The sequence below is a fragment of the Photobacterium sp. TLY01 genome (assembly GCF_021432065.1).
Classification (GTDB): domain Bacteria; phylum Pseudomonadota; class Gammaproteobacteria; order Enterobacterales; family Vibrionaceae; genus Photobacterium; species Photobacterium halotolerans_A.
Genome location: NZ_CP090364.1, coordinates 2,675,843 through 2,702,432, shown reverse-complemented (window position 1 = coordinate 2,702,432; position 26,590 = coordinate 2,675,843). Strand labels below are relative to the sequence as shown.

Sequence of the window (26,590 nt, the reverse complement as noted above, 5' to 3'; positions counted from 1 at the left end):
ATGAAAGCATTCATTGTACTGGTATTGAGCCTGAGTTCGGCTGGTGCCTCAGCGGCGGCAACTGATTACAGTCACTGCCAGCAGCAGTTGGAGAGTGAGCTGTGCAAAGCCTATCTGACCGGTTTTGAGCAAGGGGTGAATCAGAGCCAGAACCGGCAGCAAGATACCCCGACCGGTTTTCTGGCCCGGGCACTGGAGCAACGTGCGGGGGAGCGCTCCCGCCATTTGGTCGCGGCTGACACAGTGACAGAAACACAGGCACAATAATCCGTTCCGGCTCTCAGACTCAGTGTCTTTTCGGATAAAAAACACATAGGATAACCCCAGGCTGACAAGGCCTGGGGTTTTTTATTTGTTGAGTATCGAGGCCTACGACAGTGTCGCACCTGAATTACAATCACCTGTATTATTTCTGGATGGTCTGCAAGCAAGGGTCAGTGACCAAAGCGGCCGATGCATTATTTCTGGCCCCACAGACAGTGACGGGCCAGATAAGAGCACTTGAGGAAAGGCTGAACGGAAAGCTGACAAAAAGGGTTGGCCGCAACATTGAGCCCACAGAGCTGGGACAGCTGGTCTTTAAGTACGCCGATAAGATGTTTGACCTCAGCTATGAAATGCTGGATATCGTCAACTATACCCAGCGTGAGAATCAGTTGCTGGAAGTCGGGGTCGCGGATGCGTTGTCAAAACGTCTGGTCAGTAAAATTTTGATGGCAGGTATCCCTGAAGATGAGCGCATTCATTTACGCTGCTACGAGTCGACGCATGAAATGCTGCTGGAGCAATTGTCTCAGCATAAACTGGATATGATTTTGTCTGATTGTCCGGTGGATTCCACCCAAAGCCCAGGCTTGTTCAGTAAAAAACTGGGTGAGTCCAGCATGAGTTTTTTCTGTTCGGATACAGACAAATCAATCAGTTTTCCTGCCTGCCTGGAAGAGTATAAGTTGCTGGTGCCGGGACGCCGTACGGCGATGGGACGTAAGTTGCACCATTGGTTTGATCAGCAGGGGATCACGCCCAATATCTTGGGTGAGTTTGATGATGCGGCATTGATGAAGGCGTTCGGCGCGTTTCGTAAATCGATGTTTGTGGCGCCCTCTATCTATGCAGAGGAAATCGAACAGTCGCATACCGTACGCGAAGTGAAGCGAGTCAGGGCGATTCGGGAGGAATATTACGTTATTTTTGCCGAACGGATGATCATGCACCCTGCGGTAAAGAAAATTTGCGAAGCCGATTTCAGAAAGCTGTTCAAATGACCGCCTTTTTCAGTGATAGAAGTCAATAGATAAATCACTGAAGTTCAAGCGGTGGAAAGATGGAAACCATAACGTTACATCACAGTGCTCCTCAGGCAGTGTCTTTGCTTAAGGCTATGGCTAATGAGCGGCGACTGCTGATTTTATGCTACTTGCTGGAAGGAGAGTTGTCGGTTGGAACGATGAGTGACCGTCTGGAGTTAAGCCAGTCGGCCTTGTCACAACATCTTGCCTGGCTCAGGCGAGATGGCCTGGTGGCAACGCGTAAAGAGTCTCAGACTGTGTTTTACCGGCTGAGAAGTCAGGAAGTGAAGTCGATGATTCAGCTGTTGCAGCAAATGTACTGCTAAGCTCGGACAGCCTGCCTGAATGTGACCTTCAAGCAAACAGCGGATATAAAAAAACCGGCCATGGCCGGTTTTTTTATTGCTGTAGCATCAATGCACTGAAATTACAGAGCGTTGATTTTTGCAGACAGGCGCGCTTTATGACGAGCAGCCTTGTTTTTGTGAACCAGGCCTTTAGTAGCCATACGGTCCATAACAGGTTGCATGTCAGCGAAGGCCTTAACGGCGGCTTCTTTATCGCCTGCTTCAATAGCAGCAACAACTTTTTTGAAGAAAGTGCGCATCATAGAACGACGGCTAGCGTTGTGCTGACGACGTTTTTCAGAAGTGATTGCACGTTTCTTAGCAGATTTGATATTTGCCAAGGGTGTAACTCCCAAATTCTTGGTATGGTGACAATTTAAGGCCGAGGAATATGCCTCTAAAACCGAACAATGTCAAATGATTTGTGCAAATAACAGCCGCGCCATTGAAATTGGCACTTGTGCATTAACACGGTTAATATGGCGGCAGATTCTACCAGCATTTGGCTCTGCAAGTCACCTTTCTGGGCCATCTTTTATGAGGTTTTTTTGTGAGTAAGCGTCTTTTGCGCTCCGGGCTGATTGTCAGCAGTATGACTTTAGTATCTCGCGTCATGGGTTTAGTGCGAGATGTCGTGGTAGCCAACCTGATGGGAGCCGGTGCGGCTGCCGATGTTTTTTTCTTCGCAAATAAGATTCCCAACTTCCTTCGCCGCCTGTTTGCCGAAGGGGCTTTCTCTCAAGCCTTCGTGCCCGTACTGACAGAAACCCATGCGGCGGGTGACAAAGACAAGACCCGCGAGCTGATCGCCCGGGTATCCGGTACCTTGGGGGGCATAGTGACTCTGGTGACCCTGTTGGGCGTTCTGGGATCCGGGGTGATTACCGCTTTGTTTGGGGCCGGTTGGTTTCTTGACTGGCTCAACGACGGGCCGGCCGCGCCGAAGTTTGAACTGGCCAGCCTGTTGCTGAAAATCACGTTTCCTTACCTGTGGTTTATCACACTGGTCGCTTTGTCGGGCGCGATTCTCAACACCTTAGGGAAGTTTGCTGTTTCTTCGTTTACCCCGGTCTTTCTCAATATCGCTATCATTGTCTGTGCCTGGTGGGTATCGCCGAACCTGGATCAGCCTGAAATTGGCCTGGCGCTGGGCGTTTTTCTGGGCGGTTTAGTGCAGTTTTTGTTTCAGTTGCCCTTTCTTTACCGGGAAGGGATGCTGGTCCGTCCGCGCTGGGGATGGCGCGATCCCGGTGTGGTGAAAATCCGCACTCTGATGATCCCGGCTTTGTTCGGTGTGTCCGTGAGCCAGATTAACCTGCTGTTTGATACTTTTATCGCCAGTTTCCTGATGACAGGCTCCATCAGCTGGCTGTATTACTCAGACCGGCTGCTTGAATTTCCTTTAGGTCTGTTCGGGATTGCGATTGCAACCGTCATTCTGCCGGCCTTGTCACGTAAGCATGTGGATCAGAACCGGGAACATTTTGCCCACACCATGGATTGGGGGGTCAGAATGGTCCTTCTGCTCGGTTTGCCTGCGATGCTGGGGCTGATGGTGCTGGCGAAGCCGATGCTGATGGTGCTTTTCATGCGGGGGGAATTTACGCCCAATGATGTTGAGCAGGCGGGCATGTCGCTGCTGGCTTATGCGTCTGGCCTGCTGAACTTTATGTTAATCAAAGTGCTGGCGCCTGGTTATTATGCCAGACAGGACACCCGAACCCCGGTGCGCTATGGCGTGATTGCGATGGTCACCAATATGGTCTTCAATGCCATTTTTGCCTATTTCTTAGGTTATGTTGGTCTGGCACTGGCAACGGCCCTGTCAGCACTGGTCAACGCTGCACTCTTGTACCGCGGCCTGCACCGTGCCGGGGTGTACCGGATTTCACGCACGACGTTTGGATTTGTCATCCGTCTGGTGATTGCCGGCGTGGCGATGGTGGGTGTGCTGTTATGGCTGTCGCCGGAGATGGCACAATGGCTGTCATTGAGCCTGATGCAGCGCGTGTACTGGCTGACTGGCCTGATAGGTCTTGGCGCCGTGACTTACCTGTTATCCCTGATGGTGACAGGTGTCCGTTTGCACCACCTGCGTAGCGAAGGCTAAGGTGCACGATACGGATGATGACCAGCAGGGAATTGAGGCAAAAAAGTACATCTTACGGCGCGCATGGTTTTAACCCTGTTGCGCTCTGGTATATAATCCGTCAGTTTTTGACTTTGGTAATGATTAGCTGCAGATGGAATTGATCCGAGGAATTCATAATATCCGGCCCGGTCACCACGGCTGTGTTCTGACAATTGGCAACTTTGACGGGGTCCATCAGGGGCACCTGGCTGTGTTGCGTCAGGTACTGGCGCAAGCCCGGCGATTAGGGGTTCCTTCGACTGTGATGAGTTTTGAGCCTCAGCCCATGGAGCTGTTTGCCAAAGACAAGGCGCCAGCAAGGTTGACCCGCTTTCGCGATAAGTATCAGCAGCTCAGTCATGCAGGCATTGACCGGCTATTGTGTGTCAATTTCAATGCCCGCTTTGCCAATATGGCGCCGGAAGATTTTGTTCGTCGCTTGTTGGTGGAACAATTGGGTGTTAAGTTTCTGGTTGTTGGTGACGACTTTCGCTTCGGCAAAGGCCGCAGCGGTGATTTTGCGATGCTGGAAGCCGCCGGTCGTGAGTTCGGCTTCGAAGTAGTCAGCACCCAGAGCTACTGTGTTGACAGCCTGCGCGTGAGCAGTACGGCCATTCGCGAAGCACTGGCCAGTGATGATCTGGCCTCAGCGGAAGCTATGCTGGGTCGCCCTTACAGTATTACCGGCCGGGTATCACATGGCCAGAAGCTGGGCCGGACCATAGGTTTCCCAACGGCCAACGTGCCGCTGAAGCGCCGGGTTTCACCGGTCTCCGGTGTGTATGCCGTTGAAGTTCTTGGGGTGGCACAACAGCCATTGCCCGGGGTGGCGAATATCGGCCGCCGACCGACAGTGAATGGCGAACGCCAGCAACTGGAAGTCCATTTATTTGATTATCAGTCTGATATTTATGGTTGTCAGATTGAAGTGGTACTACATCACAAACTACGAGATGAAATTAAATTCGCCTCCTTTGATGCGCTGAAAGCGCAAATCGAGCGTGATGCCCAGACTGCGCGGGTGTGGCTGTCTGAGCATCGTCAACATGTCCAACTTCGCCCAAGTAACGGAATTGAGAATCAATGAGCGACTATAAAGATACCCTGAACCTGCCTGAAACAGGGTTTCCGATGCGAGGCAACCTGGCGCAACGCGAGCCTGCAATGCTTAAGCGTTGGTATGACGAGGATCTTTACGGTGAAATCCGTAAAGCCAAGAAAGGTAAAAAATCTTTCGTACTGCATGACGGCCCTCCATATGCCAATGGTGATATTCATATTGGTCACGCACTGAACAAGATTCTCAAAGACATTATTATCAAGTCGAAGTCGATGTCCGGCTTTGACGCGCCTTACGTACCGGGCTGGGATTGTCACGGTCTGCCGATCGAGCTGATGGTAGAGAAAAAAGTCGGTAAACCCGGCCATAAAGTTTCTGCCGCCGAGTTCCGCGAAAAATGCCGTGCTTATGCAGCAGGTCAGGTTGAAGGCCAGAAAGAAAGTTTTATTCGCCTCGGGGTGCTGGGTGAGTGGGACAAGCCTTACCGCACTATGGATTTCGCTACCGAAGCCAATATCATTCGTGCTTTGGGCAAAATTGCCGATAACGGCCACCTGCTGAAAGGTTTCAAACCTGTTCACTGGTGTACCGACTGCGGTTCAGCGCTGGCTGAAGCCGAAGTGGAATACAAAAACAAGGTCTCGCCATCCATCGACGTGAAATTCAAAGCCGTTGATGAAGCAGACGTTTTAAGCAAGTTTAATCTGGCCAGTGGTCATCAGGGACAGGGCGATGTGTCCATTGTGATCTGGACCACGACGCCTTGGACACTACCGGCCAACCGTGCGGTAGCCGTCCGTGATGATCTGGAATATGTGCTGATTCAGGTGGAAGGCGAGCAGCCTCAACGTCTGATTGTGGCCGCTGAGCTGGCAAAAGATGTGATGGATCGTGCCGGTATCGAGCATTTCCACAATCTGGGCTTCTGTAAAGGCGCTGACCTCGATCTGCTGCGCTTTAATCACCCGTTCTACAACTTCGACGTGCCTGTGATTCTGGGTGATCACGTGACCACCGAATCCGGTACGGGCTGTGTCCACACGGCACCAGGCCACGGTCAGGAAGACTTTGTTGTCGGTCAGAAATACGGTCTTGAAGTGGCGAACCCGGTCGGCAGTAACGGCGTATACCTGCCAGATACCGAGTTGTTTGCCGGTCAGCATGTGTTCAAGGCCAACGACGCTGTTGTTGAAACGCTGAAAGAACACGGTGCCTTATTGCACCATCATTCTTATGAGCACAGCTATCCGCATTGCTGGCGTCACAAGACTCCAATTATCTTCCGGGCCACTCCGCAGTGGTTTATTTCTATGGATCAGAACGGTCTGCGTGCAAAAGCGCTGGAAGAAATCAAAGGCGTTCAGTGGATGCCTGAGTGGGGCCAGAGCCGTATTGAGAGCATGGTGGAAGGTCGCCCTGAGTGGTGTATCTCACGCCAGCGTACCTGGGGCGTGCCGATTGCACTTTTCGTCCATAAAGAAACGCAGGAACTGCATCCGGACAGCCTGGCGCTGATTGAAAAAGTGGCTCAGTTGGTGGAAGAGCAAGGCATCCAGGCATGGTGGGATCTCAATCCTGCTGAGATCATGAGTGAAGCTGATGCTGAGCAATACGAGAAAGTGCTGGACACTCTGGATGTCTGGTTCGACTCCGGTGTCACCCACTATGCCGTGGTTGATAACCGCGAAGAGTTTAATGGCAATGCGGCCGATCTTTATCTGGAAGGCTCTGACCAGCATCGTGGCTGGTTCCAGTCTTCTCTGATTTCATCGGTGGCGATGAAAAACAAGGCCCCTTACCGCCAGGTGCTGACCCACGGTTTCGTGGTGGATGGCCAGGGCCGTAAGATGTCCAAATCAATCGGTAACGTGGTGGCGCCAAAAGATGTCACCAATAAGCTGGGCGCTGATATCCTGCGTCTGTGGGTAGCGTCAACTGATTATACCGGCGAAGTGGCGGTGTCAGATGAAATCCTCAAGCGCAGTGCTGATGCTTACCGTCGTATCCGCAATACGGCGCGTTTCCTGCTGGCCAACCTGAGCGGCTTCAATCCGGCCACCGACTGCGTGCCGGCTGAAGAGATGGTCGCGCTGGATCGCTGGGCGGTAGCGCAAGCTAAAGCGGCACAGGATGAAATCATCAAAGCTTACGATGAATACAACCTGCACACAGTGACCCAACGACTGATGCACTTCTGTTCTATCGAAATGGGCTCTTTCTATCTCGATGTGATCAAAGATCGTCAGTATACGGCCAAACGCGGTGGCCATGCCCAGCGCAGCTGCCAGACTGCTTTGTACTATATCGTTGAAGCTCTGGTTCGCTGGATGGCGCCAATCATGTCATTCACCGCCGATGAAATCTGGAATGAGATGCCGGGCGAGCGTGACACCTTTGTCTTCACCGGCGAGTGGTTTGAAGGCCTGTTTGAACTGTCTGAAAATGACGCTTTCAGCAACGAATTCTGGACTGAGATCCAGGCAGTTCGTGGTGCTGTGAACAAACTGCTGGAAGATGCGCGTAACGAAAAACGTATCGGTGGCGCGCTGCAGGCAGAGGTGACGCTGTTTGCGGAGCCTGAGCTGGCAGCCAAGCTCAACAGCCTGGAAGATGAACTGCGATTTGTACTGCTGACTTCCAAAGCTCAGGTGGCTCTGGCCGACAGTCAGCCGGCAGAGGCGAAGCCGACCGAGGTTGCCGGTCTGTCTGTACTGGTGACGGCCTCGCAAGCGGCTAAGTGTGACCGCTGCTGGCACCATGTGGCCGATGTGGGCACCATTGCCGGTCATGAAGAAATCTGTGGCCGTTGTGTGACCAACATCGATGGTCAGGGTGAAGAGCGCAAGTTTGCCTGATGAGTACTTTACCTGCTTTGAAGCAATCCGGAATCCGCTGGCTGTGGCTGGCGGCTCTGGTCTTCGTCATTGATATTGGCACTAAGCTGCTGGTGATGGACACCATGGGCTACGGCTGGCCGAATCGAATTGAAGTCCTGCCATTCTTTAATTTGCTGTATGTGCATAACTATGGCGCGGCTTTCAGTTTTCTGAGTGATGCCAGTGGCTGGCAGCGATGGCTCTTTACCGCCATTGCTCTCGGGGTGACCGCACTGCTTATGGTCTGGATGCGTCGCACCCCAGCCAGTCAACGTATGGTGAATGCTGCTTATGCGCTGATCATCGGGGGTGCCCTCGGCAATCTGTTTGATCGCCTGTACCATGGTTTTGTGGTGGATTTTCTCGATTTCTACATCGGACAGCACCACTGGCCGGCATTTAACATTGCTGACTCGGCAATCTGTGTCGGGGCCGGTCTGATTATTCTGGAAGGCTTACTGGCCGGAAAGACAAAGACCAAAGCAAGCCAGTAAGGCGGCCGGGGTCACGAACCAAGCGCTGCTCGTTGCGATGGGCGGCGCTTTATTGTAAAAAGCGATCGATTTATCCGGTCAGATGAAGCCAGCCGGACCACTCAGAAATTCGTAATCAGGATGTATGTATGTCAGTCATCACACGCAACAGTGAAGTTTTAATGCACTTTTCCATTAAGCTGGCAGATGGCTCTGTCGCTGAGTCTACGCAAGCGATGGGGAAACCGGCTAAGTTTCGTATGGGCGATGGCAGCCTGACTGACAATTTTGAACGCTGTCTGCTTGGCCTGGCGCAGGGCGAGAAAAACCAGTTTGTGCTTGAACCGGAAGATGCCTTCGGGATGCCGAATCCTGATAATATCCATCATATTGATTTAAGTCGTTTTAATTCAGATGCTCCGGCAGAAGTCGGTACTATCATTGCATTCAGCGGCCCGGACGGGCAGGATATCCCAGGTGTGATTACCGCTGTGGTCGGTGATTCTGTCACTGTTGATTTTAATCACCCGCTGGCCGGCCAGCGGGTCACTTTCGATGTTGAAGTGGTCAGCATCGAAGGGTAACCCCATATCCATCCCCGGCCAGACTGAGGCAAGGGGTGGAAGGATGAAGGTAAAGAGTCCTCAGATATGAAAATCTTACTTGCTAACCCTCGTGGCTTCTGTGCCGGTGTTGACCGCGCGATCAGTATCGTTGAGCGTGCGCTGGAGCTGTATCAGCCGCCAATTTACGTCCGTCATGAGGTGGTTCACAACCGATTTGTCGTTGAGGGACTGAAACAGCGTGGGGCTGTCTTCGTGGAAGAGCTAAGCGAAGTGCCGGATGATAATATTGTGATTTTCTCTGCACATGGCGTCTCACAGGCAGTCAGAAATGAAGCAAAAGCGCGCAAGTTAACCGTGTTTGATGCAACCTGCCCTCTGGTCACCAAAGTCCATATGGAAGTTGCCCGCGCCAGCCGCCGCGATATGGAAGTGGTATTGATCGGCCATGCCGGTCATCCAGAGGTCGAAGGCACAATGGGCCAGTACGCCAGCGATACGGGCGGTATGTACCTGGTTGAAACCCCGGTTGATGTCGATCAGCTGAAAGCGATTGTTAAAGATCCAACCAATCTGCACTATGTCAGCCAGACAACCTTGTCAGTGGATGAAACCGCAGAGGTCATCGATCGCTTGCGGCAGGTCTTTCCGGATATTCAGGGGCCGCGTAAAGATGATATCTGCTACGCAACCCAGAATCGTCAGGATGCCGTGCGTGAAATGGCCGCCAGCGTCGATGTGATGATAGTCGTGGGGTCAAAAAACTCTTCAAATTCCAATCGCCTGCGTGAATTAGCTGAAAAACTGGGCACCCCAAGCTACCTGACAGACTGTGCCGAAGATGTCGATGCCAACTGGCTGACCGGCAAAGCGAGTGTTGGCGTCACTGCGGGCGCCTCGGCGCCGGAAGCGTTGGTCAACCAGATTATCGCACGCATTCAGGCGCTGGCCGGTGGCGAAGTGGAAGAGCTGAGCGGCCGTGAAGAGAATATGTTCTTTGAAGTGCCACGGGAACTGCAGGTTAAAAATGTAGGCTAAGCCGTCCGTCGCACGATTATTTATTGAACCCCGGTTATACCGGGGTTTTTTTTCACCGTTATACAGGCTAGATTAATGGGCTGTTTATCTTTCATGGTCTTGGTGTATTGGCCAATCAAGACGGCCCTGAAAGATAAACAGACCTTCATCTGCTGAATGTTTTAAGGAGAAACAGCTATGGTCAGAATCGCGATTGCCGGTGCGGCAGGGCGAATGGGACGCCAGTTACTGAAAGCGACGGCACAGTCTGAGCAGGCACAGGTGGGTGCGGCGACTGAGCGTCCTCAAAGCAGCCTGATCGGCGTTGATGCCGGTGAACTGGCTGGGATTGGTAAGCTGGAAGTGGCTGTGGTCGATGATATTGAAAAAGCGATCAATGATTTTGATGTGCTGATTGATTTCACAGCACCAGTCGCAACCCTGGCAAATCTGGCGCTGTGCCAGCGCCATAATAAGAAAATTGTCATCGGGACAACCGGTTTTAGCGAAGAAGAAAAAGCCCGGATCGATGCAGCTGCAAGCCAGATAGCAGTTGTCATGGCCCCCAACTACAGTGTAGGCGTCAACCTGACGTTCAAGCTGCTGGAAAAAGCGGCCAAGATCATGGGGGATTATTGTGATATCGAAATCATAGAAGCCCACCACAGACATAAAGTCGATGCGCCTTCCGGTACAGCACTGGGGATGGGCGAGGCGATTGCCGGCGCGATGGGGAAAAAACTGAGCGATGTCGCCGTTTATGCCCGTGAAGGGATCACTGGCGAGCGCAGCCGCGATGAAATTGGATTTGCCACGATCCGTGCTGGTGACATCATCGGTGAACACACAGCCATGTTTGCGGACATTGGCGAGCGGGTCGAAATCACTCACAAAGCGACAGACCGTATGACATTTGCCAATGGCGCGGTCCGCGCAGCGGCCTGGCTGGATAAACAACCGGCGGGTTTTTATACCATGCAAGATGTGCTTGGCCTGAACGATCTATAAACACTGCTATCACACTGCAGTCGAGACCGGCTGCAGTTTTCTCTTCTTCTGCTGTTTTCACGCCCCTCTGAATTGCATAAATCATCAAATTCAACGAGAAGGCATTCTTGTTGTGTACTTCTGAGTAAATCCGACAGTTAGCTTGGTTTTTTATCTGCTGGCTGCGCCATTTCCATTCCAATGGCTCAAAAGAAGGTGTTATGTCGCCTGATTTTTGTGATTTTCCTGGTTGATAATTTGTGCTGCGTGTCTGCAAGGCTTGGCAAACGGTTGCCTGAACATGCAGCTCGGATGGCCCACAGAAAAAGGCAGGAAAAGATATGCTTTCTCTGGTTTGGCAGCGTAAGCGGCCGGAGTGGTCGATATTTAAAATTTAATTATTCCCTGTTGTTGACAGTTTGGGCATGGATCACTAGAATGCGCGCAATTTGTCAAAATTCGGCTTGACTGGGGTTTTGACTTTCTATGGAATGGGTAAATGCAATTTTATCTGTTTTATTTGCGTTTTTATGAAGATTGGAGGTTGTCTTGAACAAATCGGCGCTGTTAGTCCTTGAAGACGGGACTGTGTTCCACGGCGTATCCATCGGTGCAGATGGTTCGGCCGTTGGTGAAGTTGTTTTCAATACCTCGATGACGGGGTACCAGGAAATTCTCACTGACCCCTCTTATTCTCAACAGATTGTGACACTTACTTATCCCCACATTGGCAATACCGGAACCAATTCCGAAGACGAAGAATCTACTGCAATCCACGCGCAAGGCCTGGTAATTCGCGACCTCCCTCTGATTGCTTCAAACTTCCGCTCCCAGCAGACCCTGTCTGATTATCTGAAATCCCAAAATATTGTCGGTATCGCTGACATTGACACCCGTAAGCTGACCCGTCTGTTGCGTGAGAAAGGCGCGCAGAATGGTTGCATTATGGCTGGTGCCAATCTGGATCCGGCGCTGGCGCTGGAAAAAGCCAAAGCGTTTCCTGGCCTGAAAGGGATGGATCTGGCGAAGGTTGTGTCGACCAAAGAAAGCTATAGCTGGGCGCAGGGCTCCTGGACGCTGGAAGGCGGACTGCCGGAAGCCAAAGAGGCTGGCGAGTTGCCTTACCATGTCGTGGCTTATGACTTCGGTGCCAAGCGCAATATCCTGCGCATGCTGGTTGACCGGGGTTGCCGCCTGACCGTGGTCCCGGCAGAAACCTCAGCAGAAGAGGTGCTGGCGATGAATCCGGATGGCGTCTTCCTGTCAAATGGCCCTGGCGACCCGGAACCTTGTACTTACGCGATTGAAGCGACCAAAACCTTTCTGGACAAAGGCCTGCCTGTGTTTGGCATTTGCCTGGGACACCAGATCCTGGCGCTGGCAAGCGGCGCAAAAACGGTGAAAATGAAGTTTGGTCACCATGGTGCCAACCACCCGGTCAAAGATCTGGATCGCAATGTGGTGATGATCACCAGCCAGAACCACGGTTTTGCTGCTGATGAAGCCACACTGCCGGATAACCTGCGTGCGACGCATAAATCACTGTTTGACGGCTCTCTACAGGGCATTCACCGTACCGACAAGCCGGCGTTCAGCTTCCAGGGACACCCTGAAGCCAGCCCGGGTCCGCACGATGCGGCACCACTTTTTGACCACTTTATCGACCTGATTAAACAGCACAGCGCCTAAGCCGGAGTAGTAAAACGATGCCAAAACGTACTGACATACAAAGTGTTCTGATTCTGGGTGCCGGCCCGATTGTGATTGGCCAGGCGTGTGAGTTTGACTACTCAGGTGCACAAGCGTGTAAAGCGCTGCGTGAGGAAGGTTACCGCGTTATCCTGGTGAACTCGAACCCGGCCACCATCATGACCGATCCGGAAATGGCGGATGCGACTTATATTGAGCCGATTCACTGGGAAGTGGTGCGCAAGATCATTGAAAAAGAGCGCCCTGATGCCGTTCTGCCGACGATGGGCGGCCAGACCGCACTGAACTGTGCGCTGGATCTGGAGCGACACGGCGTACTGGCTGAATTCGGTGTCGAAATGATTGGTGCAACAGCCGATGCGATCGACAAAGCTGAAGACCGCTCGCGCTTTGATAAAGCCATGAAGTCGATTGGTCTGGCGTGTCCGCGTGCCGATACTGCGAAAACCATGGAAGAAGCCTACAAAGTCCTCGATATGGTCGGCTTCCCTTGTATCATCCGTCCGTCTTTCACCATGGGTGGTACAGGCGGCGGTATCGCCTATAACAAAGAAGAATTTGAAGAAATCTGTCGCCGTGGTCTGGACTTATCCCCAACCAACGAGCTGCTGATTGACGAGTCACTGATTGGCTGGAAAGAGTACGAGATGGAAGTGGTTCGTGATAAGAACGACAACTGCATCATCGTCTGTGCCATTGAAAACTTCGACCCAATGGGGATTCACACCGGTGACTCGATCACAGTTGCGCCTGCCCAGACACTGACGGACAAAGAATACCAGCTGATGCGAAATGCGTCGCTGGCCGTACTGCGCGAAATCGGTGTTGAGACTGGTGGGTCAAACGTCCAGTTCGGGATTAACCCGAAAGATGGCCGCATGGTCATCATTGAGATGAACCCGCGTGTTTCCCGCTCTTCTGCCCTGGCCTCGAAAGCGACCGGCTTCCCGATTGCCAAAGTGGCAGCAAAACTGGCCGTTGGCTTCACGCTGGATGAGCTGATGAACGACATCACAGGTGGTGCAACACCGGCGTCGTTTGAACCAACCATCGACTATGTCGTAACCAAGATCCCACGCTTCAACTTTGAAAAGTTCGCCGGTGCCAACGACCGTCTGACCACTCAGATGAAGTCTGTCGGCGAGGTGATGGCGATTGGCCGCAACCAGCAAGAGTCGCTGCAAAAAGCATTGCGTGGCCTGGAAGTGGGTGCCAACGGCTTTGATGAAATGGTGGATCTGGACGATCCGGAAGCACTGACCAAGATCCGCCACGAGCTGAAAGAAGCGGGTGCTGAGCGTATCTGGTACATCGCCGATGCCTTCCGTGCCGGGCTGTCTGTGGATGGCGTGTTTAACCTGACCAATATTGACCGCTGGTTCCTGGTCCAGATCGAAGAGATCGTCCAAATGGAAGCCAAGGTCAAAGAAGACGGCTTTGCCGGTCTGACCGGTGATTTCCTGCGTCAGCTCAAGCGCAAAGGCTTCTCAGATGCCCGACTGGCGAAACTGCTGGGTGTGGCTGAGCTGGAAATCCGCAAAGAGCGTGACCGCCACAATATCCACCCGGTTTACAAGCGTGTGGATACCTGTGCGGCTGAGTTCTCTTCAGATACCGCATACATGTACTCCTCATATGATGAAGAGTGTGAAGCCAACCCGACCGATCGTGACAAGATCATGGTACTGGGTGGCGGCCCGAACCGTATCGGTCAGGGGATCGAATTCGATTACTGCTGTGTTCATGCGTCTCTGGCACTGCGCGAAGACGGTTACGAAACCATCATGGTGAACTGTAACCCTGAGACAGTCTCTACTGACTATGACACTTCAGATCGCCTGTATTTCGAACCAGTGACGTTGGAAGATGTCCTCTCGATCGTTCGCGTCGAGAAACCGAAAGGTGTCATCGTTCAGTACGGTGGTCAGACGCCGCTGAAACTGGCGCGTGCACTGGAAGCGGCCGGTGTGCCGATTATCGGAACCAGCCCGGATGCGATTGACCGCGCTGAAGACCGTGAACGTTTCCAGGCTGCCGTTGAGCGTCTGGGCCTGAAGCAGCCTGAAAACGCCACTGTGACCACCATGGAGCAGGCTGTTGAGAAATCGAAAGAAATCGGTTTCCCGCTGGTGGTACGTCCTTCATATGTACTGGGCGGTCGTGCGATGGAAATCGTGTACGACGAAAATGACCTGCGCCGTTATTTCAACGAAGCGGTCAGCGTTTCGAACGAATCACCTGTGCTGCTGGATCGCTTCCTGGACGATGCCACGGAAGTGGATGTGGATGCCATCTGTGACGGCGAGCGTGTGGTGATCGGCGGGATCATGGAGCATATCGAGCAAGCGGGTGTTCACTCAGGTGACTCCGCCTGTTCACTGCCAGCTTATACCCTGAGCCAGGAAATTCAGGATGAAATGCGTCGTCAGGTTGAGAAGCTGGCGTTTGAACTGGGTGTTCGCGGCCTGATGAATACCCAGTTTGCGGTCAAAGATAACGAAGTGTATCTGATTGAGGTGAACCCTCGTGCCGCACGGACTGTGCCTTTTGTCTCCAAAGCAACAGGCGCGCCTCTGGCGAAAATCGCTGCCCGCGTGATGGCCGGCCAGACACTGGAACAGCAAGGCTTCACCAAGGAAATCATTCCGCCTTACTACTCAGTGAAGGAAGTGGTGCTGCCTTTCAACAAGTTCCCGGGTGTCGACCCGCTGCTGGGTCCGGAAATGCGCTCAACCGGCGAAGTCATGGGTGTGGGTGATACCTTCGCTGAAGCGTTTGCTAAAGCGGAACTGGGCTGCGGTAAAGAGCACAGCCGTGAAAATGCTGGTCGTGCACTGCTGTCTGTCCGTAATAACGACAAACGCCGTGTGGTTGACCTGGCTGCCAAGCTGGTGAAGCTGGGTTACGAGCTGGATGCGACTCATGGTACTGCAGTGATTCTGGGTGAAGCGGGTATTAATCCACGCCTGGTGAACAAGGTGCATGAAGGCCGTCCTCATATTCTTGACCGTATCAAGAACAACGAGTACAGCTATATCATCAATACCGCTGAAGGCCGTCAGGCGATTGAAGATTCTAAAGTGCTGCGCCGTGGCGCTCTGCTGGAGAAGGTGAACTACACCACGACCCTGAACGCTGCGTTTGCAACCTGTATGGCACTGACAGCGGATGACCGCAATAAAGTGACCTCAGTGCAAGAGCTTCATGCAAGGCTGAATCAGGCGTAACAGCCAGCTGGAAAAGCAATCAAAAGCCCGTCGTTGTGAAACGACGGGCTTTTTTTTTGTGTTATTTTTTACGCGCGATGAAGACGGCGGTTCATCGCACAAGCCTGAATCTGGCTAGTATGATTCGTACAGATCTGTATATAACTGACGTTCGAAACTGAAAATCTCAGGTGTGACTGCCGTGGCATCTTCTTGCTTTTCTGGTGGCAGGTAGTTCGTGACAAACTGAACAAACAATAAAGGCTTCCCGGATTTGGTTGTCATCACGCCGGCTAAATTGAATGTGCCATAGAGAGAGCCTGACTTGGCGGCCAGCTGATTTTGCAGTGGCTGATGCCGGATGCTCTGGCGGTAGCGCAGGGTGCCCGTCTGGCCAGAAACGGGCAAGTCAGCCAGCAGGTTCAAGCTGGCATTATGCTGATAGATGTAAGTCACTACTTTCATCATATCGCTCGCCATGATGCGGTTATCGCGGGATAAACCAGAACCGTCAGCCAAGACAGCCCGGCTCAGATCGATACCGGTATGCTCCGTGATAATTTGCTTGATGGCTTCGGTCCCATTGCGAAAACTGCCAGGCTGATCGAAAAAGCGCTGCCCCAGCGTTTTGGCAAGGTTATCGGCAATCAGATTATCAGAATCTTCCAGCATCACTTTCAGCAAGACAGGTAAAGGTGCTGAGCGATGCGTCGTGATTACATGGCCAGCCTGACTGTCATCGCGCACAATGTTGCCTTCAAAAGCAATGCCGGTTCGCTCAAGTTCCTGCAGGAGCACTTCGCGGACATAGGCCTCGGTATCCACGACCGCAAAATTGAGCGGCAAAGGCTTGTCCCGCTGCGGCAGGCAGCCGTTCAGCTGATAATGGTTGCCGGGTTGGGTTTGCAGCTCTAAAGAACAGAAGGTCGATTTTTGCTGTGCTTTGCTGACGATGGTTGCAAGGCTGGTGGCACTGATGGGTTGATGGGCCGGAATATGAAGCCGTGTTGACTGGCCCAGTGGCCGGTCACTGTATAAGGCCGCCTGAACACAGTTGTGTTCCAGGGTGATGCTGCTGGACGGGGCACTGTAGCAAACACCCAGGCTGTCCCAGGGCCAGCCGGATGCCTGTTCGTAGCCGGTAAACTGGCTGCCGTTGAGGTAGAGATTGCCTTTGATGTGATGCACGCCTTTTTGTTTGAGCGTGCGCAACATAGCTGCAAGATCTTCCCGTGACAGCGTTGGATCGCCACTGAAACGGATAATATAGTCCGCTTTGTTCTGCTCTAACCGCGTAGTAAAGCGAAAATTCTGATCCAGGTACAGGCTTGCTGCCAGTGCTGTCAGCAGCTTCTGGGTGCTGGCAGGTGCTTGTAATTGTTCTGCACGCTGACTGAAAATGGTCTGTCCTGTTGCCGGATCAGTAATCAGCAGAGCCAGATCATGACCTGAGGGGAGTAAGGCAATGGCCCTCTCAGGAGAAAATTCGGCCAAAGCCGAATGAGAGAAGACGAGTGCTGCGAAAAATAAGCCAACTTTCTTTTTCATAGTGATGACGAGCCGTTGTAAACCTAACTGGGAATCATAGGGGGTAAGAGCGCAGGGTGGCAATGAAAGTTCGTTAATATCCTGTAAGATATATTTTCATATATCTAAGACCGCTTCGCTTGTGCATCAGAGAAGTCAGACAAAGGTGGCAAGCGACGGAATGTGATGAATCGTCAGGGACGCAACAGCAAGCGGCAGACAGAGGTTGCATCCGAGGTCGAGTATTAGGTATCTTGTTAGACAGAAAAGCCGTTTCTTCTATTCATGTGTTAGCCCAGACTTGTGCTGGGCTGGCTTTTTTTTTGTCCGAAAAGCAATCCTGCTTTTTTGGCGTTTCGAGGTAGATTACTTTATGGAAAAGATCCCAATGACAGTCCGCGGCGAACAGCAGCTGCGTCAAGAGCTGGACGCCTTGATGAAACGTCGTCCACAGATTACAGAGGCCATTGCCGAAGCTCGTGAGCTGGGTGACCTGAAAGAGAATGCGGAATATCACGCGGCCCGAGAGGAGCAAGGGATCTGTGAAGCACAGATTCGCGATATTGAATATAAGTTGTCGGTTGCTCAGGTGATTGATGTCACCAAGATGACAAACCACGGCAAAGTGATTTTTGGCGCTACAGTAACTTTGCTGGATGTGAATACCGATGCCGAAGTGACTTACTGCATTGTCGGGGATGACGAAGCTGATATTAAGAAAGGGCTGATTTCGGTTAACTCGCCCATTGCTCGCGGTTTGATTGGCAAGCAGGAAGGCGATGAAGTCAGTATTGCCACACCGGGTGGCCGCAAAGAGTTTGAGATCGAAAAGGTCGAGTACGTTTAAGGGGCAGGGTCTGGTGCTTTATTGTTAATAAATGTAACAGCAACCGGGCCTTGATGAAGTAAAAAAGGCCGCGTTGGCGGCCTTTTTTATTTGCGGGGAAGCTCGATTTTCCGGTCTTCCGACTGACGGTACAGCACCAGGATATTACCGATAACCTGTACTTTTTCAGCCTGAGTTTCGCGCACAATGGCATCAACAATCAGTTGCTTGGTTTCGCGCTCTTCAGCGGCAACCTTCACCTTGATCAGTTCATGATGGTTCAGGGCCAGTTCGATTTCTGACAGCACGGCTTCAGTCAGGCCGTTGGCGCCCATCAGGACCACAGGCTTGAGGCTGTGAGCAAGGCCTTTCAGGTATTGCTTCTGTTTGGTGCTTAGATTCATGGTGACTCAATATCTATAACAAGGGTTGAAAACAGGGTATTCTAACGCCATCTAGTCAATATGACTAACGTTGTTTCGTTGCGCTGGTGTTCCTGCCAACTCTGGGCCACAGTAAAAGTAGTACTGTTGAACCAGATCGGGAACCATAGGTGTTTGGGTTGATTCGCATTGGGTAATGCATGAGTAAAAAGAAACATTCTGCCAGTTCCGGACGCTGGCTGAAGGAACATTTTGATGATAAGTATGTCATGGAAGCCCAGAAAAAGGGTTACCGTTCCCGAGCCATTTTCAAACTGGAGGAAATCCAGAACAAAGATAAGTTGTTAAAACCAGGGATGACAGTTGTCGATCTGGGCGCTGCACCCGGGGGCTGGTCTCAGTATGCAGCCAGTGTTGTGGGGGATTCAGGGCAAGTGATTGCCTGTGATATTCTGCCGATGGACTCCCTGCCTGGTGTGAGCTTTTTACAGGGCGACTTCCGTGAAGAAGCTGTGCTGGATGCATTACTTGAGCGAATTCAGCCGGATATGGTTGATGTTGTTTTGTCTGACATGGCGCCGAACATGAGTGGTAATCTGGCATCAGATCAGCCTAGAGCAATGTATCTTGTTGAACTAGCATTAGATATGTGCAGGCAGGTGCTTGCGCCCAATGGAAGTTTTGCGGTAAAAGTTTTCCAGGGCGAAGGTTTCGACCAGTATCTGGCCGAGGTGCGCAGCATGTTCAAGGCAGTTAAAATCCGTAAACCAGACTCCTCAAGGGATCGTTCCCGTGAAGTCTATATTGTGGCTACAGGTTATAAACTGTAGTACCCTACATTCATCTTTAAAGTTATCGCGAGGTTAACACCTTGAGTGACATGGCAAAAAACTTGATTTTGTGGTTAGTCATCGCCGTGGTGCTGATGTCTGTTTTTCAGAGCTTCGGTCCGGGAGATAGTGCTGGCCGTCAAGTCGACTATACGACTTTTGTCCGGGAAATCGGTCAGGATCAGATTAGGGAAGTACGGTTCAGTGATCGTGAAATTACGGTATTTAAGCGTGATAACACCCGTTATGTGACCTACCTGCCTGTCTTGAATGACCAGAAATTGCTGGACGATCTGATTAATGCCAACGTAAAAGTGGTTGGGACACCACCGGAAGAGCCGAGCTTACTGGCTTCTATCTTCATCTCCTGGTTCCCGATGCTGTTGCTGATTGGGGTCTGGATTTTCTTTATGCGCCAGATGCAGGGCGGTGGTGGCAAAGGTGCCATGTCGTTCGGTAAATCGAAAGCGCGCATGATGAGCGAAGATCAGATCAAAACGACTTTCAATGACGTTGCTGGCTGTGATGAAGCCAAAGAGGACGTCAAAGAATTGGTGGATTACCTGCGTGACCCGAGCCGCTTCCAGAAACTGGGGGGTAAAATCCCAACCGGTGTGCTGATGGTTGGTCCTCCTGGTACGGGTAAAACCCTGCTGGCCAAAGCCATTGCCGGTGAAGCCAAAGTGCCTTTCTTTACGATTTCGGGTTCTGACTTTGTCGAAATGTTTGTCGGTGTGGGTGCATCCCGTGTCCGTGACATGTTTGAACAAGCCAAGAAAGCGGCGCCTTGTATTATCTTCATCGATGAAATTGATGCGGTTGGTCGTCAGCGTGGCGCGGGCGTCGGTGGTGGTCACGATGAACGTGAGCAGACACTGAACCAGATGCTGGTGGAAATGGATGGTTTTGAAGGTCATGAAGGGATTATCGTGATCGCAGCAACCAACCGACCTGATGTTCTGGATCCGGCTCTGTTACGTCCGGGTCGTTTTGACCGCCAGGTTGTTGTCGGTCTGCCTGATGTACGTGGCCGTGAACAAATCCTGAAAGTGCATATGCGCAAGGTACCGCTGGATGGGGATGTTGAACCATCACTGATTGCCCGTGGTACACCCGGCTTCTCAGGTGCTGATCTGGCAAACCTGGTGAACGAAGCGGCACTGTTTGCTGCCCGTGGCAACAAACGAACTGTGTCTATGGTGGAATTCGAGCTGGCGAAAGACAAGATCATGATGGGCGCTGAGCGTAAATCTATGGTGATGTCTGAAGAGCAGAAAGAATCGACCGCTTATCACGAAGCGGGACATGCCATTATCGGCCGACTGGTACCGGATCATGACCCGGTTTACAAAGTGTCCATTATCCCTCGGGGTCGTGCACTGGGTGTGACCATGTACCTGCCGGAGCAGGATCGTGTTAGCCACTCGAAAGAGTATCTGGAGTCGATGATCTCCAGCTTGTACGGTGGCCGACTGGCAGAAGAGCTGATTTACGGTGTAGAAAAAGTCTCTACCGGTGCGTCAAACGATATTGAACGTGCCACCGATATCGCGCGTAAGATGGTCACTCAGTGGGGTTTCTCGGAGAAACTGGGTCCTCTGTTGTACGCAGAAGATGAAGGTGAAGTATTCCTGGGCCGTTCAGTGACGAAGACAAAACATATGTCTGATGACACTGCGCGTACCATTGATACTGAAGTGCGTGCCATTATCGATCGTAACTATGAGCGTGCCCGTGAAATTCTGACAGGCAATATGGATATTCTTCACTCAATGAAAGATGCGTTGATGAAGTATGAAACCATTGATGCCGGCCAGCTTGATGACCTGATGGCGCGTAAATCTGAAATTCGCGCACCGAAAGGCTGGGGTGACAAAGACGACACCCTGAAAGCGGAAGCGACAGAGTCACAAAATAAAGCGAGTGAGGCGGCAGGTGACAAGCCGGCTGAAAAGCCTGAGCAGGTGCAGCAGCCACACCACAGCGAAGAAAATGATAAACCGCAGGCCTGATGCCTGGCGGTGAATACGAAACCCCGGGGCGACTCGGGGTTTTTTGTTTCTGCTGTGTCAGGTATTCTCGCTTGATAAGAAACAAGTGAGCCTCAATAGAGTATGAGTGCTCCCCCAGCCAGGAGTAATGGGCCTTGTTACTGAAAAGCAAAGAAAAAACTTTGGATCTTTCTTACCCGCATACCATGGGAGTCCTCAATTTCACACCGGATTCATTTTCTGATGGCGGGAAATATAACCAGTTGGATCAGGCACTAAGGCACGTTGAAGACATGCTGGCCGTCGGAACCAGTATCATCGATATTGGCGGTGAATCGACGCGACCCGGTGCGGCTGAAGTGTCCGTCGCGGAAGAGTTGGACCGCGTTGTGCCCATCGTAGAAGCGATTGCCCAGCGATTCGATTGCTGGATCTCAGTTGATACCAGTAAAGCGCAAGTCATGACTGAGACAGTCAATGCCGGCGCGGATTTGATCAATGATATTCGTGCGCTGCTTGAACCGGGTGCGATGGCAGCCGCGGCCGCGGCTGATGTCCCTATTTGTTTAATGCATATGCAAGGTCAACCGCGTACAATGCAGCACCAGCCGCATTATGATGACCTGCTGTCAGATGTGGGTACGTTCCTTTCTGAACGAATTCACGCCTGTGAAAATGCCGGTATTCATCGCGAAAAACTGCTGCTGGATCCCGGGTACGGTTTTGGTAAAACCCTGGAACACAATTATCAGTTGCTGGCACATCTGGAGCAATTCCATCAGTTTGGCTTACCGCTGCTGGTCGGCATGTCCAGAAAGTCCATGATATGTAAATTACTGAATAAAACACCTGCGGAAGCACTGGCAGGGAGCCTGGCCTGCGCGGCAATTGCTGCGATGAAGGGCGCCCAGATTATCCGTGTTCATGATACCCGTGAAACACAGGATGTACTGGCTGTCTGCCGGATGACGCTTGAACAGGAAAATAAAGCGCTAGGAGCGAAGATTAATGGCTGAACGTAAATATTTCGGCACCGATGGTGTCCGTGGCCGTGTTGGCCAGTCACCGATCACCCCTGAGTTTGTCTTGAAACTGGGCTGGGCGGCGGGCCGGGTGTTGTCGCAGCAGGGCACCAAGAAAGTCATTATTGGTAAAGACACACGTATTTCTGGCTATATGCTGGAATCTGCGCTGGAAGCCGGATTAGCAGCCGCAGGTTTGCAAGCCGCGTTTACCGGGCCAATGCCGACACCTGCCGTGGCATATCTGACGCGCACATTCCGTGCTGAAGCGGGCATTGTGATTTCGGCTTCTCATAACCCTTATTATGATAACGGGATTAAGTTCTTCTCGTCAGAGGGAACCAAATTGCCTGACGCTGTCGAAGCTGCCATCGAAGCAGAAATGGATAAAGAGCTGGTCTGTGTCGAATCTGCCAGCCTCGGCAAAGCCTACCGGATTAACGATGCGGCCGGTCGCTATATCGAATTTTGCAAAGGCACTTTTCCTTCCCACCTGAGTCTGGAAGGCTATAAGGTTGTGGTCGATTGTGCCCACGGCGCCACTTATCACATTGCGCCGAATGTCTTTCGCGAATTGGGGGCAGAAGTGATCACACTCGGCTGCGAGCCGAATGGTATCAATATTAATGCCGAAGTCGGGGCAACGGATGTTCGCGCCTTGCAGGCCAAAGTCCTGCAGGAACAAGCGCATTTCGGTATTGCACTGGACGGTGATGGCGATCGGGTGATCATGGTCGATGAAGCGGGCAACAAGGTCGATGGCGACCAGATTGCTTATATCATCGCCCGTGATGCACAGCGACGCGGCGAACTGAAAGGGGGCGTCGTGGGGACATTGATGACCAACCTGGGTATGGAGCTGGCGCTGAAAGAACTGGGGATCCCGTTTGTTCGTGCGCAGGTCGGCGATCGTTATGTGATGGAAGAGCTGGTGAAAAACCAGTGGAGCATAGGCGCGGAAAACTCCGGGCATGTGATCGTGCTGGACAAAGTGACCACAGGTGACGGCATCGTGGCGGGCCTGCAAGTGATGGCTGCGCTTGTCAGTAGCCAACAGTCCCTCAAGTCACTGTGCGAGGGGCTGACCATGTTCCCGCAGGTCCTGGAAAACGTGCGCTTCTCTGGTGATTCCAACCCCTTGGAATCTGAGGCGGTACTGGCCGCGAAAGCCGCTGCAGAAGCCAAACTTGGTGAACGTGGTCGCGTCTTGTTGCGTAAGTCTGGTACAGAGCCGCTCATTCGTGTCATGGTGGAAGGTGAAGACGGGACGCTGGTCAGTGACTCGGCCTTGTCGATTGCTGCTGCTGTAAAAGAGTGCTGTTAAACGCTTGCCTGAAAAGGGGTTCCGGTTTCTTCGTCTGTAACCGGAATCCTGCTTCGTAAACTGTTTATTTATTGCCCAAGCGATTCATCGATCACGACATTGTGAGAAAAATCGCTTGTCACTCCTGTCGGCATTCGCTAGTATTCCCTCGCTCCTGACAAAGGGGGACGCTGGCACTGCTGTTGCAAAGCCGGCACAACACTATGGAACATAGGTGGAACCCATGTACGAAATTCTACTTGTGATTTATCTGTTGGCTGCGCTTGGTGTAATTGGCCTGGTTCTGGTTCAACAGGGTAAAGGCGCAGATATGGGAGCCTCATTCGGGGCTGGTGCATCAGGAACATTGTTCGGTGCCAGCGGCTCTGGTAATTTTTTGACCCGAATGACTGCAATTTTTGCAACGGTATTTTTTGCAATCAGCTTGGTTCTGGGTAATTTAAGCTCGAAACAAGCGGATGCAACCAGTGGCTGGGAAAACTTAACTGCCCCAGCACAGCAAGAACAAACTGTTGAGAAAACTGAGCAAGCGCCTGTAAACAGCGATATTCCTCAGTAAACAGATTTGCCGAGATGGTGAAATTGGTAGACACGCTAGCATGAGGTGCTAGTGCCGTAAGGTGTAGGGGTTCAAGTCCCCTTCTCGGCACCATTGTTTCCGTTACTTGAAAGAGTAACCGCTGAGGGATATAATCGCCCTCAGAATTACGGACGCGGGGTGGAGCAGCTTGGTAGCTCGTCGGGCTCATAACCCGAAGGTCGTCGGTTCAAATCCGGCCCCCGCAACCAACTTGGACGAAGGTTTGAGTGATTTTCTCAGGCCATCGATGGATTGCCGCCCAGATTAAACCGGCACCATAACCGAGTTTTGAAAAACGACGATTCCTGGAACAGAATCGATTTCGTTTTTCTGCTATAACCTTTAGAGGTTGTAGTGATCAGGGTCCAGAGATAATAAACCCCGTAATTCGGGGTTTTTTATTATCTGCAACATGACCATTCAGGTATCTACTGGGCTTTAATGCCCTTTTTTTGTTTCCAGGGGGTTGTCTTGACCGCTTTAGAGATGCAACTAACTGAACTATTGGAAGCGCCAGTCACTGCCTTGGGCTATGAACTGGTGGGTCTGGAGTTTATTCGTGCGGGTGAACATTCCACATTGCGTGTGTTCATTGACCACGAAAACGGTATCACAGTCGATGATTGTGCCGATGTGAGCCGTCAGATCAGTGCAGTGATGGATGTAGAAGATCCGATTACTGTTGCTTATAACCTGGAGGTTTCATCCCCGGGTCTGGATCGTCCGCTGTTTAAAGCGGCACATTATGAGCAGTTTATTGGCCACGAGGTCAGCCTGGTCCTGAAAATGGCGATGAACAATCGCCGTAAGTGGAAAGGTGACATTGTTGCCGTTGACGGCGAGCTGGTCACGTTGAACGTGAAAGGCGATGAAGAAACCTTTGCGCTTAGCAATATTGCCAAAGCCAACCTGGTTCCAAAATTCTAACCGCTAAATTGGGGCATTAGAAATGAACAAAGAAATCTTGGCTGTCGTTGAAGCGGTATCCAACGAGAAAGCTGTTCCGCGTGAGCGTATCTTCGAAGCACTGGAGATTGCACTGGCAACAGCAACAAAGAAAAAGTACGAAGCAGAAATTGACGTCCGTGTTGCGATCGATCGTAAAACGGGTGACTTCGATACCTACCGTCGCTGGAAAGCTGTGGATGAAGTCACGGCACCAACGCTGGAGATTACTCTGGAAGCGGCCCAGTATGACGATGACAGCATTGAGCTGGGTGATTACGTTGAAGAGCAGATCGATTCTGTGACCTTTGACCGTATCACGACCCAAACGGCAAAGCAGGTGATCGTGCAGAAAGTACGTGAAGCTGAGCGTGCGCAGATTGTTGAACAGTTTATCGATAACGAAGGTGAGCTGATTACAGGCGTGGTGAAGAAAGTGAACCGCGACGCCATTATTGTTGATCTGGGTAATAACGCTGAAGCTGTGATTCTGCGTGAAGACCAGTTGCCGCGTGAAAACTTCCGTCCAGGTGACCGCGTCCGTGGTCTGCTGTATGCTGTGCGCCCGGAAGCACGTGGTTTCCAGTTGTTCATGACGCGTTCCAAGCCAGAAATGCTGTCTGAACTGTTCCGCATCGAAGTGCCGGAAATCGGTGAAGAGATGATCGAACTGATGGGCGCGGCTCGTGATCCTGGCTCTCGTGCCAAGATTGCAGTGAAGACCAATGACAAGCGTATCGACCCGGTTGGCGCCTGTGTTGGTATGCGTGGTGCACGTGTTCAGGCGGTATCCGGTGAGCTGGGTGGCGAACGCATCGATATCGTACTGTGGGACGAAAACCCTGCTCAGTACGTTATCAATGCAATGGCGCCGGCTGAGGTGAGCTCCATCATTGTGGATGAAGACAACCACACCATGGATATCGCGGTTGAGAAAGATAACCTGGCGCAGGCCATCGGCCGTAGCGGACAGAACGTTCGCCTGGCATCGATGCTGACGGGCTGGGAACTGAATGTGATGACTGTAGATGATCTGCAGAAAAAACATCAGGCTGAAGCGCAGGCATCAATTGACCTGTTTGTGAAGTACCTGGAAATCGAGGAAGAATTCTCGATTGTTCTGGTTGAAGAAGGCTTTACCAGCCTGGAAGAAGTCGCTTATGTCCCGGTTCAGGAATTAATGTCAATTGACGGCCTGGACGAAGACACAGTGAACGAATTGCGTAACCGTGCGAAAGAAGCACTGACCACTATTGCCCTTGCCCAGGAAGAGTCTCTGGATGGCGTTGAGCCTGCCGAAGACCTGCTGAGCCTGGATGGTATGGAACGCGAACTGGCGTTCAAACTGGCCGCAAAAGGTATCTGTACGCTGGAAGATCTGGCTGACCAAGGTACTGATGATCTCCTGGACATCGAAGGCCTGAATGAAACCAGCGCGGGTGAATTGATCATGGCTGCCCGTAATATCTGCTGGTTCAGCGACGAAGCATAATTAATTAGCAA

General features: G+C 51.9%; 23 protein-coding genes and 2 tRNA genes. 22 read left to right on the top strand and 3 right to left on the bottom strand.

Annotated features, from left to right (window positions below; all coding sequences use genetic code 11):
- The 3 genes from LN341_RS12610 (at nucleotide 1) to LN341_RS12600 (ending at nucleotide 1,615) form a co-directional block, all read left to right on the top strand.
- Entirely contained in the window at nucleotides 1-267 is a 267-nt protein-coding gene (locus LN341_RS12610; RefSeq protein ID WP_234203479.1) for a hypothetical protein, read from the top strand.
- Between the two features lie 110 nt (nucleotides 268-377).
- Entirely contained in the window at nucleotides 378-1,265 is an 888-nt protein-coding gene (gene nhaR / locus LN341_RS12605; protein ID WP_234203478.1) for a transcriptional activator NhaR, read from the top strand.
- A 59-nt stretch (nucleotides 1,266-1,324) separates the two neighbouring features.
- Nucleotides 1,325-1,615, top strand: a complete 291-nt coding sequence (locus LN341_RS12600) for a metalloregulator ArsR/SmtB family transcription factor (protein WP_027253089.1) — start codon at nucleotides 1,325-1,327, stop codon at nucleotides 1,613-1,615.
- Between the two features lie 101 nt (nucleotides 1,616-1,716).
- On the opposite strand, the gene rpsT is transcribed toward LN341_RS12600, so the two are convergent.
- Complete coding sequence (rpsT, locus tag LN341_RS12595) at nucleotides 1,717-1,977, bottom strand: 30S ribosomal protein S20 (protein WP_027253088.1); 261 nt, start codon at nucleotides 1,975-1,977, stop codon at nucleotides 1,717-1,719.
- Between the two features lie 209 nt (nucleotides 1,978-2,186).
- On the opposite strand from rpsT, the gene murJ reads away from it, so the two are divergent.
- The 9 genes from murJ (at nucleotide 2,187) to carB (ending at nucleotide 15,680) form a co-directional block, all read left to right on the top strand.
- Complete coding sequence (gene murJ / locus LN341_RS12590) at nucleotides 2,187-3,746, top strand: murein biosynthesis integral membrane protein MurJ (protein ID WP_234203477.1); 1,560 nt, start codon at nucleotides 2,187-2,189, stop codon at nucleotides 3,744-3,746.
- 133 nt (nucleotides 3,747-3,879) lie between these two features.
- Complete coding sequence (gene ribF, locus LN341_RS12585; RefSeq protein WP_234203476.1) at nucleotides 3,880-4,854, top strand: bifunctional riboflavin kinase/FAD synthetase; 975 nt, start codon at nucleotides 3,880-3,882, stop codon at nucleotides 4,852-4,854.
- Nucleotides 4,851-7,682, top strand: coding sequence for an isoleucine--tRNA ligase (gene ileS, locus LN341_RS12580; RefSeq protein ID WP_234203475.1), 2,832 nt, complete (start codon nucleotides 4,851-4,853; stop codon nucleotides 7,680-7,682). Before ribF ends, ileS begins: the two co-directional genes overlap by 4 nt.
- The gene (gene lspA, locus LN341_RS12575) at nucleotides 7,682-8,197 is read left to right on the top strand and encodes a signal peptidase II (RefSeq protein ID WP_234203474.1); all 516 of its coding nucleotides are present in this window, start codon (nucleotides 7,682-7,684) and stop codon (nucleotides 8,195-8,197) included. The genes ileS and lspA overlap by 1 nt, the downstream gene beginning before the upstream one ends.
- A 128-nt stretch (nucleotides 8,198-8,325) precedes the next feature.
- Complete coding sequence (gene fkpB, locus LN341_RS12570) at nucleotides 8,326-8,760, top strand: FKBP-type peptidyl-prolyl cis-trans isomerase (RefSeq protein WP_046218992.1); 435 nt, start codon at nucleotides 8,326-8,328, stop codon at nucleotides 8,758-8,760.
- Nucleotides 8,761-8,826: 66 nt separating this feature from the next.
- On the top strand, nucleotides 8,827-9,777 hold the full coding sequence (ispH, locus tag LN341_RS12565) for a 4-hydroxy-3-methylbut-2-enyl diphosphate reductase (RefSeq protein ID WP_234203473.1): 951 nt from the start codon (nucleotides 8,827-8,829) through the stop codon (nucleotides 9,775-9,777).
- Nucleotides 9,778-9,954: 177 nt separating this feature from the next.
- Entirely contained in the window at nucleotides 9,955-10,764 is an 810-nt protein-coding gene (gene dapB, locus LN341_RS12560; protein WP_046218990.1) for a 4-hydroxy-tetrahydrodipicolinate reductase, read from the top strand.
- A 528-nt stretch (nucleotides 10,765-11,292) separates the two neighbouring features.
- Nucleotides 11,293-12,432, top strand: a complete 1,140-nt coding sequence (gene carA / locus LN341_RS12555) for a glutamine-hydrolyzing carbamoyl-phosphate synthase small subunit (RefSeq protein ID WP_234203472.1) — start codon at nucleotides 11,293-11,295, stop codon at nucleotides 12,430-12,432.
- A gap of 17 nt (nucleotides 12,433-12,449) precedes the next feature.
- A complete protein-coding gene (gene carB / locus LN341_RS12550; protein ID WP_046218988.1) occupies nucleotides 12,450-15,680 on the top strand; it encodes a carbamoyl-phosphate synthase large subunit in 3,231 nt (1,076 codons plus the stop codon).
- 114 nt (nucleotides 15,681-15,794) lie between these two features.
- On the opposite strand, the gene dacB is transcribed toward carB, so the two are convergent.
- Nucleotides 15,795-17,207 carry a serine-type D-Ala-D-Ala carboxypeptidase gene (gene dacB / locus LN341_RS12545; protein ID WP_234203471.1) on the bottom strand — a complete coding sequence of 471 codons (1,413 nt, stop codon included), beginning with the start codon at nucleotides 17,205-17,207 and terminating at the stop codon, nucleotides 15,795-15,797.
- A gap of 352 nt (nucleotides 17,208-17,559) precedes the next feature.
- On the opposite strand from dacB, the gene greA reads away from it, so the two are divergent.
- Nucleotides 17,560-18,033 carry a transcription elongation factor GreA gene (gene greA, locus LN341_RS12540; protein WP_046219159.1) on the top strand — a complete coding sequence of 158 codons (474 nt, stop codon included), beginning with the start codon at nucleotides 17,560-17,562 and terminating at the stop codon, nucleotides 18,031-18,033.
- Nucleotides 18,034-18,119: 86 nt separating this feature from the next.
- On the opposite strand, the gene yhbY is transcribed toward greA, so the two are convergent.
- Nucleotides 18,120-18,416: a ribosome assembly RNA-binding protein YhbY gene (gene yhbY, locus LN341_RS12535; protein ID WP_046218986.1), complete on the bottom strand. Its 297-nt coding sequence runs from the start codon at nucleotides 18,414-18,416 to the stop codon at nucleotides 18,120-18,122.
- A 179-nt stretch (nucleotides 18,417-18,595) separates the two neighbouring features.
- On the opposite strand from yhbY, the gene rlmE reads away from it, so the two are divergent.
- The 9 genes from rlmE to nusA all read left to right on the top strand — a co-directional run bounded on the left by rlmE (nucleotide 18,596) and on the right by nusA (nucleotide 26,579).
- A complete protein-coding gene (rlmE, locus tag LN341_RS12530) occupies nucleotides 18,596-19,225 on the top strand; it encodes a 23S rRNA (uridine(2552)-2'-O)-methyltransferase RlmE (protein ID WP_234203470.1) in 630 nt (209 codons plus the stop codon).
- A gap of 50 nt (nucleotides 19,226-19,275) precedes the next feature.
- Complete coding sequence (gene ftsH / locus LN341_RS12525; protein WP_046218984.1) at nucleotides 19,276-21,237, top strand: ATP-dependent zinc metalloprotease FtsH; 1,962 nt, start codon at nucleotides 19,276-19,278, stop codon at nucleotides 21,235-21,237.
- 134 nt (nucleotides 21,238-21,371) lie between these two features.
- A complete protein-coding gene (gene folP, locus LN341_RS12520; protein ID WP_234203469.1) occupies nucleotides 21,372-22,232 on the top strand; it encodes a dihydropteroate synthase in 861 nt (286 codons plus the stop codon).
- Nucleotides 22,225-23,562: a phosphoglucosamine mutase gene (glmM, locus tag LN341_RS12515; RefSeq protein ID WP_234203468.1), complete on the top strand. Its 1,338-nt coding sequence runs from the start codon at nucleotides 22,225-22,227 to the stop codon at nucleotides 23,560-23,562. The genes folP and glmM overlap by 8 nt, the downstream gene beginning before the upstream one ends.
- A 223-nt stretch (nucleotides 23,563-23,785) precedes the next feature.
- Entirely contained in the window at nucleotides 23,786-24,121 is a 336-nt protein-coding gene (secG, locus tag LN341_RS12510) for a preprotein translocase subunit SecG (protein ID WP_234203467.1), read from the top strand.
- 8 nt (nucleotides 24,122-24,129) lie between these two features.
- Nucleotides 24,130-24,214, top strand: a tRNA-Leu gene (locus LN341_RS12505).
- Nucleotides 24,215-24,274: 60 nt separating this feature from the next.
- A tRNA-Met gene (locus LN341_RS12500) sits at nucleotides 24,275-24,351 on the top strand.
- A gap of 262 nt (nucleotides 24,352-24,613) precedes the next feature.
- Nucleotides 24,614-25,069: a ribosome maturation factor RimP gene (gene rimP, locus LN341_RS12495; protein ID WP_046219158.1), complete on the top strand. Its 456-nt coding sequence runs from the start codon at nucleotides 24,614-24,616 to the stop codon at nucleotides 25,067-25,069.
- Between the two features lie 22 nt (nucleotides 25,070-25,091).
- Nucleotides 25,092-26,579 (top strand): transcription termination factor NusA, encoded by a 1,488-nt coding sequence (gene nusA / locus LN341_RS12490; protein ID WP_234203466.1) that lies wholly within the window; start codon nucleotides 25,092-25,094, stop codon nucleotides 26,577-26,579.
- The last annotated feature ends 11 nt before the right edge of the window (nucleotides 26,580-26,590 follow it).

Bases quoted from the DNA above. Each gene is read 5' to 3' on its own strand.
- glmM (WP_234203468.1), top strand. From the start codon at position 22,225: ATGGCTGAACGTAAATATTTCGGCACCGATGGTGTCCGTGGCCGTGTT.
- LN341_RS12610 (WP_234203479.1), top strand. From the start codon at position 1: ATGAAAGCATTCATTGTACTGGTATTGAGCCTGAGTTCGGCTGGTGCC.
- greA (WP_046219159.1), top strand. From the start codon at position 17,560: ATGGAAAAGATCCCAATGACAGTCCGCGGCGAACAGCAGCTGCGTCAA.
- secG (WP_234203467.1), top strand. From the start codon at position 23,786: ATGTACGAAATTCTACTTGTGATTTATCTGTTGGCTGCGCTTGGTGTA.
- ftsH (WP_046218984.1), top strand. From the start codon at position 19,276: ATGGCAAAAAACTTGATTTTGTGGTTAGTCATCGCCGTGGTGCTGATG.
- ispH (WP_234203473.1), top strand. From the start codon at position 8,827: ATGAAAATCTTACTTGCTAACCCTCGTGGCTTCTGTGCCGGTGTTGAC.
- carB (WP_046218988.1), top strand. From the start codon at position 12,450: ATGCCAAAACGTACTGACATACAAAGTGTTCTGATTCTGGGTGCCGGC.
- dapB (WP_046218990.1), top strand. From the start codon at position 9,955: ATGGTCAGAATCGCGATTGCCGGTGCGGCAGGGCGAATGGGACGCCAG.
- nusA (WP_234203466.1), top strand. From the start codon at position 25,092: ATGAACAAAGAAATCTTGGCTGTCGTTGAAGCGGTATCCAACGAGAAA.
- ribF (WP_234203476.1), top strand. From the start codon at position 3,880: ATGGAATTGATCCGAGGAATTCATAATATCCGGCCCGGTCACCACGGC.
- lspA (WP_234203474.1), top strand. From the start codon at position 7,682: ATGAGTACTTTACCTGCTTTGAAGCAATCCGGAATCCGCTGGCTGTGG.
- rlmE (WP_234203470.1), top strand. From the start codon at position 18,596: ATGAGTAAAAAGAAACATTCTGCCAGTTCCGGACGCTGGCTGAAGGAA.
- dacB (WP_234203471.1), bottom strand. From the start codon at position 17,207: ATGAAAAAGAAAGTTGGCTTATTTTTCGCAGCACTCGTCTTCTCTCAT.
- yhbY (WP_046218986.1), bottom strand. From the start codon at position 18,416: ATGAATCTAAGCACCAAACAGAAGCAATACCTGAAAGGCCTTGCTCAC.
- ileS (WP_234203475.1), top strand. From the start codon at position 4,851: ATGAGCGACTATAAAGATACCCTGAACCTGCCTGAAACAGGGTTTCCG.
- LN341_RS12600 (WP_027253089.1), top strand. From the start codon at position 1,325: ATGGAAACCATAACGTTACATCACAGTGCTCCTCAGGCAGTGTCTTTG.
- fkpB (WP_046218992.1), top strand. From the start codon at position 8,326: ATGTCAGTCATCACACGCAACAGTGAAGTTTTAATGCACTTTTCCATT.